The 12280-nt window shown below is 66.9% G+C and carries 12 protein-coding genes; 5 read left to right on the plus strand and 7 right to left on the minus strand.

Features of this window, described 5'->3' with window-relative positions; genetic code table 11:
• The first annotated feature begins 55 nt into the window (after positions 1–55).
• The 3 genes from DIZ26_RS20050 to DIZ26_RS20060 all read left to right on the plus strand — a co-directional run bounded on the left by DIZ26_RS20050 (position 56) and on the right by DIZ26_RS20060 (position 2678).
• Entirely contained in the window at positions 56–361 is a 306-nt protein-coding gene (locus DIZ26_RS20050) for a DUF3311 domain-containing protein (RefSeq protein ID WP_112243710.1), read from the plus strand.
• A 62-nt stretch (positions 362–423) separates the two neighbouring features.
• Positions 424–2013: a monocarboxylate uptake permease MctP gene (mctP, locus tag DIZ26_RS20055; protein WP_112244449.1), complete on the plus strand. Its 1590-nt coding sequence runs from the start codon at positions 424–426 to the stop codon at positions 2011–2013.
• 83 nt (positions 2014–2096) lie between these two features.
• Positions 2097–2678, plus strand: a complete 582-nt coding sequence (locus DIZ26_RS20060) for a DUF5317 domain-containing protein (protein ID WP_232828469.1) — start codon at positions 2097–2099, stop codon at positions 2676–2678.
• On the opposite strand, the gene DIZ26_RS20065 is transcribed toward DIZ26_RS20060, so the two are convergent.
• Together DIZ26_RS20065 and DIZ26_RS20070 are read right to left on the minus strand one after the other, a co-directional pair.
• Entirely contained in the window at positions 2640–3893 is a 1254-nt protein-coding gene (locus tag DIZ26_RS20065; protein ID WP_232828470.1) for an HD-GYP domain-containing protein, read from the minus strand. The genes DIZ26_RS20060 and DIZ26_RS20065 overlap by 39 nt on opposite strands.
• Before the next feature lie 29 nt (positions 3894–3922).
• The gene (locus DIZ26_RS20070) at positions 3923–5275 is read right to left on the minus strand and encodes an HD-GYP domain-containing protein (protein ID WP_232828471.1); all 1353 of its coding nucleotides are present in this window, start codon (positions 5273–5275) and stop codon (positions 3923–3925) included.
• Positions 5276–5544: 269 nt separating this feature from the next.
• Here DIZ26_RS20070 and DIZ26_RS38910 point away from each other — a divergent pair, with 269 nt between their 5' ends.
• On the plus strand, positions 5545–5619 hold the full coding sequence (locus DIZ26_RS38910; RefSeq protein WP_369759046.1) for a 50S ribosomal protein bL37: 75 nt from the start codon (positions 5545–5547) through the stop codon (positions 5617–5619).
• Positions 5620–5871: 252 nt separating this feature from the next.
• Positions 5872–8388, plus strand: a complete 2517-nt coding sequence (locus DIZ26_RS20075; RefSeq protein ID WP_232828472.1) for an ATP-binding protein — start codon at positions 5872–5874, stop codon at positions 8386–8388.
• Positions 8389–8454: 66 nt separating this feature from the next.
• On the opposite strand, the gene rsrA is transcribed toward DIZ26_RS20075, so the two are convergent.
• The 5 genes from rsrA to DIZ26_RS20100 all read right to left on the minus strand — a co-directional run bounded on the left by rsrA (position 8455) and on the right by DIZ26_RS20100 (position 12119).
• Entirely contained in the window at positions 8455–8727 is a 273-nt protein-coding gene (gene rsrA / locus DIZ26_RS20080) for a mycothiol system anti-sigma-R factor (RefSeq protein WP_112243716.1), read from the minus strand.
• The gene (locus tag DIZ26_RS20085) at positions 8724–9344 is read right to left on the minus strand and encodes a sigma-70 family RNA polymerase sigma factor (RefSeq protein ID WP_112244456.1); all 621 of its coding nucleotides are present in this window, start codon (positions 9342–9344) and stop codon (positions 8724–8726) included. The genes rsrA and DIZ26_RS20085 overlap by 4 nt, the downstream gene beginning before the upstream one ends.
• A gap of 116 nt (positions 9345–9460) precedes the next feature.
• Positions 9461–10093: an alpha/beta hydrolase family protein gene (locus DIZ26_RS20090; protein ID WP_112243718.1), complete on the minus strand. Its 633-nt coding sequence runs from the start codon at positions 10091–10093 to the stop codon at positions 9461–9463.
• A gap of 188 nt (positions 10094–10281) precedes the next feature.
• A complete protein-coding gene (locus tag DIZ26_RS20095; protein ID WP_112243720.1) occupies positions 10282–11082 on the minus strand; it encodes an SOS response-associated peptidase in 801 nt (266 codons plus the stop codon).
• A 221-nt stretch (positions 11083–11303) separates the two neighbouring features.
• Positions 11304–12119: a hypothetical protein gene (locus DIZ26_RS20100; protein WP_112243722.1), complete on the minus strand. Its 816-nt coding sequence runs from the start codon at positions 12117–12119 to the stop codon at positions 11304–11306.
• Between the last annotated feature and the right edge of the window lie 161 nt (positions 12120–12280).

Here is a 12280-nt window from a genome sequence, read left to right on the forward strand (position 1 = left end):
TGTGTCGGCGAACGGTAGCGTCCAGCGTTGCGCCTTTTGTCCCGAGGAGGTAGCTGTGTCCAAAGTGGCCGCGGTCAGACCCGCTTACTGGATCGCCGGCATCCTGCTGGCCCTGTCGGTCGTCGTACCGCTTCTAGTCTCCACCTATGCCAAGGACGAACCCAGGCTGTGGGGATTCCCCTTCTTCTACTGGTACCAGCTGTTGTGGGTGTTCGTCTCGGCGATCACCGTCAGCATTTCCTATCGCCTGGTGCTCGGCGAGGAACGCAAGCGACGTGCCGCCCAGGGGCTGGACACCGGCCCTGAAGGCGATCGTGATGCCGGCCGTGACGCCGCTGCTGCCAAGGAGGCCGAGAAGTGAACACGCAGGTCGACTGGGTCCAGCTGACCATCGTCATCATCATCTTCGCCGCGGTGACGGTGATGGGCTTCATGGCCGCGCGCTGGCGGCGTACAGGCGCACTGGAAAGCCTTGACGAGTGGGGATTGGGTGGTCGTGGCTTCGGCACGTTCATCACCTGGTTCCTGCTCGGCGGCGACCTCTACACGGCGTACACGTTCGTCGCTGTGCCGGCCGCGATGTACGCGACCGGGGCGGTCAGCGGCTTCTTCGCCGTGCCCTACACCATCGTGGTCTACCCCATCATCTTCGTCTTCATGTCCCGGTTGTGGTCGGTCGCGCACCGCAACGGTTACGTGACCCCGGCGGACTTCGTCGGCGGCCGGTACGGCAGCCGCGGGCTGTCGCTCGCGGTGGCGGTCACCGGCATCCTGGCGACGATGCCGTACATCGCGCTGCAGCTCGTCGGTATGCAGGCGGTCTTCGAGACGATGGGCCTCGGCGGCAGCAACACGCTGGCCAAGGACCTGCCGCTGCTGATCGCGTTCGCTGTACTGGCGGCGTACACCTACTCCTCCGGTCTGCGCGCCCCGGCGATGATCGCGTTCGTCAAGGACGGCCTGATCTACCTGGTGATCGGGGTCGCCATCATCTACCTGCCGCACGTGCTCGGCGGCTGGGACACGATCTTCGACGCCGCGAAGACCAAGATGACCACGCCGAACCCGACCACGCACAAGCCGACCGGCGCCTTCATCCCCGGTGAGACCGGCTACTCGGCGTACTGGACGCTCGCTCTCGGTTCGGCGATGGCGTTGTTCATGTACCCGCACTCGGTCACCGCGGTGCTCTCCACGAAGAACCGCAACGTCGTACGGCGTAATGCCGCGATCCTGCCTGCCTACTCGCTCCTGCTCGGTCTGCTCGCATTGCTCGGGTTCATGGCGATCACCGCGAAGGTGAACGTGAAGGGCCTGGACGGGCTGGCCAACCCGCAGCTGGCGATCCCGCGGCTGTTCGACCAGGAGTTCCCGTCGTGGTTCGCCGGTATCGCCTTCGCGGCGATCGCGGTGGGTGCGCTGGTGCCGGCGGCGATCATGTCGATCGCGGCGGCGAACCTGTTCACCCGCAACATCTACCGCGACTTCATCAAGCGGGACGCCACCCCGGCCCACGAAGCCAAGGTGTCCAAGCTCGCTTCGCTGGTGGTGAAGTTCGGCGCGCTGATCTTCGTGCTCGCGATGGACAAGACGATCGCGCTGAACCTGCAACTGCTGGGCGGGATCTGGATCCTGCAGACGTTCCCGGCGATCGTCGGCGGCCTGTTCACCCGCTGGTTCCACCGCTGGGCGCTGCTGGCCGGCTGGGCAGTCGCGATGGTGTACGGCACGATCACGGCGTACCGGGTGGTCAACCCGGCCACCAAGAAGCACTTTGGTGGCTCGCTGTCGAACTTCCCGTTCACCGACAAGCAGGTGTACATCGCGCTGACCGCGTTCGTCATCAACCTGTTGGTGGTGATCGTGCTGACGCTGGTCCTGCGGGCTCTGAAGGTTGCCGAGGGCGTCGATGCGACCCACCCGACGGACTACGTGGCCGACGCCGGCGACCCGGGGGTCAAGGATCTGCCCGACCTGCTGGACGGCGAAGGAACGACGCCCGCCAGGGCGTAGTACAGAACTGAGAGTGGTCGACACGACACGCACAGGAGTGCGCTAAACCGGATCAGCGGCCCATGGCGGGCAGAATCGCGAGAGTGTTACTGGTTCTGCTCGTCATGGTGCTCGCCGCGGGGGCGGCTCGGCTGACGGGCGGTCGCTTCAGTCACCTGGCGGACAACACCCTGACCGGGCTGCACTGGCTGGCGGCCGCCTGTATCGGTCAGATCCTCGGCGCGCTGGCCGGTGGCATCGCCTACCCGGCCGGGCTGATCGGCTCGGCCGTGTGCATCGCGGTGTTCCTGCGACTCAACCTGCGCCGCCCTGGAGTCGCCCTGCTGGCACTGGGCTTCTCCGCCAACGCACTGGTGGTCGCTTTGAATGGGGCCATGCCGGTGTCCACCGGAGCCCTTCTGCGAGCCGGACTCGACCGGTTCGTTGCCGATCCCCGCCACGAGCTTGCTGACGCCTCTACGGCGCTCCCCTGGCTCGGGGACGTAGTACCAGTCGCTCTGCCGGGCTTGGGCCAGGCAGTGAGCCCCGGCGACGTCCTGATCGCCGCAGGCGCCGGCCTACTCCTGTACGCCGGCATGGGTGGCACCGGGCGGGTACCTGTTGCACCAGCACCCTCGTGGCAGGAACTAGAAGCGAAAGCCTCGCCCGACCACCCGGCGCAGTGACTCCACCACGACCGGGTCGTACTCGGCGCCGATCCCCAGGCCGATGCTCTCCAACGCCTTGTCGGGACTCTGCCCGGTCCCTTCGCCGACCAGCTGCTCGTAGGCCAGCGCCACGTTGACGATCCCGCTCTCCAACGGGATGGCCGAGTTGCTGGCCCTCCCCTGCCGGTACGGATCGTTGCTGTGCCGGACGATCTCCGCCACCCGATCCAGTACGCCGGACCGCTCGATCACCGAGGCCCCGATCTCAGCCGCCCGCTGCCGCTCCTCCCGGGTCCGCAACAGCGAAGCCCCACCAGGACTCGGATCCGCCAACGCCAGTTGGCCCACCCCCGACAACAACGCCGCGTACTCCAGCGCCTCCATCCGGGCCGGCGTCAACCCCAGATCATTCCCGATAGCCACCGCCAAACTAGCCGTCCGCGCATTCTGCCCGGGACTACTGAATCCCGCGATCTCCGTACTGCGAGCCATCGACCGCACGGTGGTCCGATACGTACGCTGCGCCGACGCAAACCGCCGAAACGCAAACTGCGTCAACAACAACGGCACAATCACCAACGGCGGCGCCCACAACCCCAGCAGCGAAGTGCCTGCCGCCAGCAGAACCCCACTGAGGCCCATCGCCATACCGATCCGGCCCATCACCAGTAGTTCGTCGCGCAGAGACGCAGGAAACGGCTTGTTGAACAACTCGGTCGCCTGTCCCGCCCCCACCAGCGCATCGACCAGACCGGCGGTCAGTACGCCGAGCAGCATCGCGCCGACCAGAGGAATCGCGTGCCGCCATGATCCGTTCCAGCCGAGGTCGCGAGGCACCACAGCAGAGAAGACGACCGCGGCGCAGGCAACAGAAAGAACTCGGCGGTTCGAGACCACGATGTCCCAGCGAAGGCCGGCGATCGCCCGGGGACACATGCCGATCATCGTCGCGACAGACGTCACCGCAATCACCTGGGCGATGTCAGGGGCGACCTCCAGCGAAGGTCCGCGAAGCATCGCATACCCGAGGGCAGCGCTGGTGGCGATCGGAGCCCGGTTGCGGCTTCGATCGACCTTGAACTGGACCATTTCACCGATGGCGATGAGCAACCCGAACGCGGCAACGAACGGCCATTCCGTCACGCCGTGCCGGGCCGTGATCAGCAGAGCAGCCAAGCCCAGCCCGAGACCGGCTATCACGATCACGATGCCGCTGCCGAGGCGGTTCGACACTTCTGGGCCCTCCGGGCTCTCCCAGGCCATCACACGGGCCCTGCGGCGGAGCCTGAGGCGCCACCGCTGCTGCCGAGGCTGAGATCGTCATGATCGATCGTGGCCTCGACGGTGGCATCGGGCTCGGGCAGCTCGGCGACAGAGGACTTCCAGCCGTTCCGTTCGATGACGTCGACGAATGCATCCACCAGCAACGGGTCGAAATGGGTGTACTTGTCCTGCTTCAGGATCGCCAACGTCTCTTCGACGCTGCGGGCCGGCCGGTACGAGCGGGTCGAGGTGAGACAGTCGAAGGCGTCGACGATACCGATGATCCTGGCGAAGTACGGGATGCTCTCACCACTGAGACCGGCCGGGTACCCGCTGCCGTCGTACTTCTCGTGGTGATGCAGCACTGCCGACTTCACCTCTTCGAGGAACGGGATATTGCCGATCAACTCGACCCCACGTGCCGGGTGCAGCCGGATCGCGTCCATCTCGGTGTCGTCGAGCCGTCCGGGCTTGCGGATGATGCTGGTCGGTACGCCGACCTTGCCGACATCGTGCAGCAGCCCCGCGTGCTCGAGAGCGCTCTGCCGGTCATCGCTCAGCCGCAGCTGTCGCCCGAGCATGCCGACTCCCTCGCTGACGCGCTCGGAGTGACCACGGGTATAGAGGTCCTTGGTCTCGATCACCTGGATGAAGGCGCGCATGGTCGCTGCCTGGGCAGTCCTCTCGACCTCGTACTGCGAGAGGGCCCACCTTGCGAACAGGAGTGGGACAAGGACCAGCAGTCCGGCCAGCGCGCCCAGACCGCCGAGCCAGACAACCGCCAGCAGGAGGCCGAGGAAGCTGTAGCCGGCCATCGGGAAGAACGTCGGCAGGACGACCTGCCGGAGAAACTCGACCGGGCTCGACTTGCCGTCGATCCAGATCACCAGGCTCACCAGCGCAGCGTTGGTCACGTGCTGTGCCAGTGTCGCCGCCATGGCACCGAAAACCGCACGCGCCTCGTGGCTCAGCGCACCGTCCCCGACCGGTCCGCCGGCCAGTGCGTAGGCGACGCCGCCGGCCGCGGTGGCGAGGATCCGCTGGGCGCCGTTGAAGACCCGTCTGATCAGCGGAAGACGTCGGCGCACCTGGGGCAGGTAGGCGACTGCGGTGGCTATCACCGCCGCCCACGGGCCGGCGATCACATACACCGCCATCAGGGCGACCGAGTCCAGCGAAGCCAGGTAGTTGGAGGCGACGGAGAAACGCAGCAGCCCGCCGATGAGCATGAGCAGGCACAACGCGAGAAGAGTCGGAAGATCCGTGATCTTCCCGAACGCAAGGCCGAGAATCACGAGGGCCAGAAGAGTCGCCGAGGAGACAAATACGCGCAGCGCATGGTGTCTCACCACTCGACCACCTGCTTCAGCCCGGAGCGTCGGCTCACCAGTCCCAGTAGTCGGCCATGATAGGTCACCTCCGATCAGCGGTCGCGGTCTTGTACCCACCAATCAGGGGGGAACAGGGGGCAGACAGCACATCGCTGACTAGACTTAATTTTGCTCATCAGGACTGCGCCGAAACACTGTAAGCCAGACCGTGACCCGCCGCACGATGCTGAGCGCACCGTCGTGGTATGAGAGACTGTGACTCTTTGCAGTTGTTACAAGGAGGCTTTCTTATGGGCAAGACCGGCCGCAAGCGCCGTGCACGCAAGAAGAAGGGCGCTAACCACGGTAAGCGCCCGAACGCCTGACCCAGGCGGCTACGCACAGCAAGGACCCCGGTGAAAACCGGGGTCCTTTGCAATTTGGTCACATGTCACGACGAGACCACTAACCCGACAGGTTTGTATCCGGAGCGTTCAGCACCGGATACTCAGCGCTATTTTCAAACAGTAGTTCACCAATTGTCCGTAGTAGCGGACAAAGTCACCGAAGTGCCGCCGTCACAATGGTGCCCCCATCGGCGACGGCGGCATTCACCGCACCGACCGCCGGCTGAGCCTGTGGACAACCGCAGCGGGGCCTGCCCTCGAGCTTCTAGAGTTGGGGCCACGGCGTCGTTGCGCCCATTGCGATTCCACGAGGGGCAGGAGGTGAGTCGGCTGACCGAGGATGATCTGGGGACACTCCTCCGCAAGTACCGGACCGGCGCAGGCCTGACCCAGGCTGCGTTGGCCGAGAAGGCCGGTCTCAGTGAGCAGGCGGTCAGCCTGCTGGAGCGTGGCTCGCGCCGACGGCCAAGGATCGAGACGATCCGTGCGCTGGGTGCGGCGCTCGGCCTGGACGCCGCCGCGGTGGAGACTCTCGCCCTCGCGGCGCGGGGCACCCGACGTGCACAGCCGGTCCCGAAGGAGCCCCCTGTCGAGCCCGCCGCCTCGGTGCCCAGGCAACTACCGCCGACCCTGCCGGACTTCACCGGCCGGGCCGCCGAGCTGGAGATCCTCCTGCAGGCCCTGACCCGGGCCGACGGTCCTCCCGGGACTGTGCGAATGGTCGCGGTCACCGGTATGGGCGGCGTCGGGAAGACGGCGTTGGCGGTCCACGCGGCTCACCTTGCCGCCGACAACTTTCCCGACGGCCAGTTCTACCTCGACCTGCGCGGCTACGGTCCAGGCGACGCCATCGGACCACTGGATGCCCTCGGCCAGCTCCTTCGGTCGCTCGGCGTCGACGACCGGACCATCCCCGACGGCGTGAACGAAGCCGCCTCGCTGTACCGGTCGCGACTGGCCGAGCGGCGGATGCTGATCATGCTCGACAACGCCAACGGCGCGGGGCAGGTCACCTCTTTGCTGCCCGGTGCCCCCGGCTCGGCTGTCATCGTTACCAGCCGGCGAGCACTCACCACTCTGCCGGGCTTCCGGCAGCTCAATCTCGCGCCGTTGGACGAGGCCGATTCGGTCCAGCTGTTGTCGCGGATCGCCGCCGGTTCGCAGGTCTCACCTCAGAGCCCGGCCGCCAGGTCGATCGCCCACCTCACCGGCCACCTGCCACTGGCCGTGCGGCTGATCGGTGCCCGGCTGGCCGCCCGGCCGTCCTGGCCGGTCGAGTACATCGTGGAGCAACTCGAGGACGAGCACCGCCGGCTCGACGAACTCGGCACCGGCGAATCCGGCGTACGGGCCAGCATCGCCGGCTCGGTGGAGTTCCTTGCCAACAGCAATGACAAGCTCGACCAGCAGGCTGCCGAAGCCCTCGACCTGCTGGGTCTGCCGAACACCTCGGACCTGATCACCGTCACGGCGGCCCACCTGCTCGGCGAGCCGGTCGAGCACACCGAGCAGATGCTCGAACGCCTGGTCGATCTGAACCTGCTCGAATCGATCGGCCCGGGCCGCTACCGCTTCCACGACCTGATCCTGGCCTTCGCTCGCGAACGCGCCCACCAGGTCCTTTCCGAAGGCACCCGCACCGACGCGCTCACCCGCCTGCTCCAGCTCTATACCGGCGTGGCCTGGAACTGCCAGCGGCTGACACACACCCAGAGCGCGCGTCTTCCGCTGGCGAGTCCGGCGCCGGACCTCCTGCCCGATCTTCCGGACACCCAGGCGGCCCTGAACTGGATCGACAAGGAGCACACCAATCTCGCCGAGCTCATCCGGCAGGCCAACCGCTCCCCCGCCCTGCGCAGCCTCATTCCCGAACTGGCCCTCTCCCTGTTCGGGTACTACGAATCTCGCAACCGCTGGCCAGAGATGTATGTCATCGACGGCGTCGGCCGCGAAGTCGCCGGCACATTGGGCTTCCAGCGGATTGCCGCCTGGCTCGAGCACGATCTCGGCATCCCGGACGTCGAACGCGGCAACTACGACGTCGCCGTGAACCACATGCTGCAGAGCTTGGCGATGTTCCGCGCCATATCCGACCTGCCCGGTCAGGCCCGCTGCTGTTCATCGCTCAGTTACGTGCATTCCAAGCTCGGCAACCTCGACGAGTCGCTCAGCTGGGCCCAGCAGGCACTCGCCCTCAGCCTGCGAATCGGCGACCAGAGTATCGAGGGAATCAGCCATCTGGCCCTCGGTCGCCTCCACACCCTCCGCGGCGACTACGACCTCGGCAGACAGTCTTTCGATGTGTCCATCGACCTGGCCAAGGACTCCGGCAATCTGCGGTCACTCGCCAAGAGGTACCAGATCGCCGGTCAGTCCTACCTGACAGCCGGACAGCATCGGCTCGCAGCCGAGGCTCTGATGGCCGGCCTCGAGGTCTTTCATCAGATCGGCGACGGTAACGCGCTCGCCGAATGCCACCAGAACCTGGCCACCTTCCATCGTGAAACCGGCGACTGTGCAAGCGCGATCCGCAGCGCCGAAGAGGGCCTGCGCTTCGCCCGTAGCTACGCCAACAAGCAACGCGAGGGACAAATTCTCACCGAACTCGGCCAAATCCATGCTGCTCAGGGCCACCTCGCCGCAGCACACTCCGTTTGGCAGCAGGCCGCTGATCTGTTGCGCCCCATTTCACGCCACGACGAAGCTGCCGTGCGGGCGCTGTTGACCGAAAACCCACTTCCGGACTGAGCAGATCGGCAGGTATTGAATGCACCAAAAACCGGTCATGAACTGGTTTGTCCATGACCGGTCCGGTCAGTCTGTGGTGGTGATTTCTACGCGGATCTCGGTGAGGCGGGCGAGGATTTTCGTGCGGAGCGAGTCGGGGGCGTGTTCGTCGCCGCAGGAACGGTGGACGAGCTTCTTCACGCAGCGTTCCAGGTCGTACTGGTCGAGGCAGGGGGCGCACTCTTCCAGGTGCTGGCGGATCTCGTCGTTGCTGGCGTCTTCCAGCTCGTTGTCGATGAAGACGTACACACGCTGCAGGATCTCGCTGCAGTCCACGTCGTGGTGCTCGCCGCAGCTCACGACTCCTCCTCCGAAGCACTCGTTCGGGTCTCGCCGGGGATCAGTCCCCGCTCCCGGGCGTAGTCGGCCAGCAAGTCGCGCAGCTGGCGGCGACCGCGGTGCAGCCGTGACATCACGGTGCCGACCGGGGTACCCATGATGTCGGCGATCTCCTTGTAGGCAAAGCCCTCGACATCGGCCAGGTAGACCGCCAGCCGGAAGTCCTCCGGGATCGACTGCAGCGCCGACTTCACGTCGGAATCCGGCAGGTGCTCCAGGGCGACGGCCTCGGCGGACTTCAGGCCACCGGGAGTGTGCGACTCGGCGGCGGTGAGCTGCCAGTCCTCGATCTCCTCGGTCGGCGACTGCGTCGGTTGACGCTGCCGCTTGCGGTAGCCGTTGATGAACGTGTTGGTCAGGATCCGGTACAGCCACGCCTTCAGGTTGGTCCCGGGCGTGAACTGGTGGAACGAGCTGTACGCCTTCGCGAAGGTGTCCTGGACCAGGTCCTCGGCGTCGGACGGGTTACGCGTCATCCGCATCGCCGCGGCGTACATCTGGTCGAGGAAGGGCAGGGCCTCGCGCTCGAAGCGCTCGGTCCGCTGCTCGGGTGTCTCGGTGGTCGTGGGAGTCGGCATCGTGATCGAGAATACCGGTGTCTTCCCAGTCTTCTGCGCGGGAGCCAGGCTCGTTGCCATCATGTTCGTCACAACGCCGCCGCCCGGCACCTCATTCCCCGCCCCTGGCAGGACTTTCAGCCCGAGACTTCCCGGGTCACCCATTCGAACACGGCTTCGACCAGCAGCTCGTAACTCTCGGCCTGGGTGAGCTCGGCCCGCTTCGGCACCTTGAACGAATGGTCCCCGTCCGGCACGACCGCCATCTCGGTCATCGGCGGGAACTCCTGCGGCGTACCGAACGGGTCCTTCTCGCCCTGGACCACCAGTGTGGGCAGCCGCGAACCCTGCAATTCGTCCACCCGCGACTTGTCCGGCTTGCCCGGCGGATGCAGCGGGAAGGACAACGCCAGTACGCCGGAAGCTCCCAGGCCGGCCGCTGTCCTGCAGGCCACCCGGGCGCCGGCGCTTCGTCCGCCGAGCACCAGCGGGGTCCTGATCCGGAGCTGGCCGATCGTCGCGACCCAGGCCTCGTCGAGCACCTTCGGGGCCGGCGCGAGCTTCTTCCCGGCGCGCCGCCAGGGCTGCTCGATCAGGAACACGTTCATGTCCAGCTTCGGCAGCCGGGCGGCCAATGCGGCGAGGTCACCGGCCTCGATGCCACCCCCGGCGCCATGACCAAGTGCGAGGGTCGCCACCGGTCGCCGGGCCCGGTGCGCCACGATCCGGGCCTCACCGTGCGGCGTCGCCACAATCCGTTCGTCGGTCACGGCCCCATCCTGTCATTCCCGGCCCGTACTACGACCCGCCGCGCGCCCGAACACGCGAGCCGTCCCACCGCTCGCCTCGTCCGGCGGCGGCATGAACTCGCGAGCCGTCCCGGGGCTCGCCTCATCCGGCGTCAGCCGCGTGGTCCGGCGACTCTCCTGCTGGGCTCAGAAGCGACTCCCTCCCGCGCTCAGAACAGGGTGGTTTCCTCGGGCTCCTCCGGCTTGTCGACCGGGTCGATGCCGTCGGGAGGGAGCGGCTCCACCAGCTGGGGTCCGTTGTTCTTGACCGAGCTGACCGCGCGCGACACGGCGTACGCCTCCAGCCGGCCGGGAGCGGCCGGGACTAGTAAGTCGCGAAGCTCGTCCGGATCGGAACTGCGCGGATCGAGCCAGGCGTTGTAGCGCTCGGGCTCCACCAGCAACGGCATCCGGTCGTGGATCCGGCCGAGGTCGTCGGTCGCCGTCGTGGTGAGCACCGTGCAGGTCCAGAGCCAGGCCTCGTCCTTGTCGGGGTCGGCGACCGACTTGTCCCGCCAGATCTCGTACAGCCCGGCCATCGCGAGCACGCTGCCGTCGGCGGGGCGGATGAAGTACGGCTGTTTGACCGGCTTGCCGTTGTGCTTCTGCTCGGTCTCGTACCACTCGTAGTACCCGTCCGCGGGCAGGATGCAGCGCCGGGACGCGAAGGCCTTCTTGAACGCGGGCTTCTCGGCGACCGTCTCCATCCGGGCGTTGATGAGCCGGCTGCCGATCGAGGTGTCCTTCGCCCAGGAAGGCACGAGCCCCCACTTCACCGTGGTGAGTTTGCGGACGACCTCGTCGGGCTGCTCGCGGTTCTTCCGCTCGACCACGGCGATCACCGGGTCGGTCGGCGCCACGTTGTAGTTCTCCGGAAGCTCCTGCACGGACTCCCGGACGTTGCCCGCGTCGATCTCGAACTCGACCACCAGGTCGGCCGGGTCCCGGCTGGACGCGTATCTGCCACACATGAAAAGCAGCCTAGCCAGCCCGACCGACAAAATCCGGTACTGCGTGGCGTGGGCGGAGGCGGCGTACGCAGTACCGGTAAGTGCGTGCGCAGAACAGGTAACCGGCGTACGCAGTACCGGTGGACAAGGACGGCGACGACGGATCGCCTACCCCGTGATAGGCGATCCGCCGTCGGTTCGATGCGTCCGGGCACCCCCCTGTTGGCGTCCGGACGCAGGTCCTAGGTCGGTCTTGCCAGGTCGTCCAGCAGCCGGCCGCCCCACTGGGCGGAGGCGGGCAGGCCTTCGATCCAGAGCCGGGCCAGCTGCGGTTCGTCCGTGTCCATCCGCCACTGGGTGATCAGCGCTCGAGCCGTCTCGACCTGGTCCGGCAGGTTCGGCTCGCGGCCGACGAGCGCCGCCGCGCGACGTGCGCCGAGGCGGCCCAGTACGTCACCGCCCGCGAACACGATCCGCAGACACTCCGCGACGTCGATGAGCCGGAGTTCGCGGTCGAGCGTCGTGATGCCCGGCGGGTTGAGCGGCTCGACCACGACCAGTGCGTGGGTCGCCGGTACGGATGTGCCACGGAGATCGGCCTCCCGATAGATCTCGCCGAGGCGGGACCGCAGGTGCGCCAGGCTGGACAGCCCGGTCAGCGGGTCCTCGCAGGACAGCGAGTGCAGATAGACGAGTGAAGCCTCGGCCCAGCTGGAACTGAGTGCGCGTACCGCCTCGAACGCGGGCTCGCCCCCGCTGATCGCGCGGTACAGCGCACCCAGCCCATCAAGTGCCTCGAGCAACGAGACCCCGTCCTCCGCCAGTTGGCGGCCGACCTCGTCGCTCGCAGGCACGACGTCGGCACCGTCCCGCAGCGCTTCGGCGATCGCGAGATAAGCGCTGCGGTCGATGCCAGCTGTGCCGTGCGGCTCCCTCCTTCCGCACGGTTGATCAGGTGACGACGTCTCCGGCCGGACCCGGGCGGGCGACCCCGCCAGGTTCAGGGGCCGCGGTGGGCGCAACTCGAACCGCCTGCGGAAATCCGCGAACAGCGACATGGCCCTCCTCGAGTCCCTTCGTCTCCCGGCCGGTCGGCCGGAGGCGTCGTTCTGGGAGTGAGACAGCACTGGGAGGAGTTCATGACGCGGATTCGCAAAAGTTTTTTCGCGTAACCTCGCGATGACCGCCGTCGTCATGAAGGGTGCACGGATCCGTCCTC

The sequence above is a fragment of the Kribbella monticola genome (assembly GCF_003261635.1).
Classification (GTDB): Bacteria; Actinomycetota; Actinomycetes; order Propionibacteriales; family Kribbellaceae; genus Kribbella; species Kribbella monticola.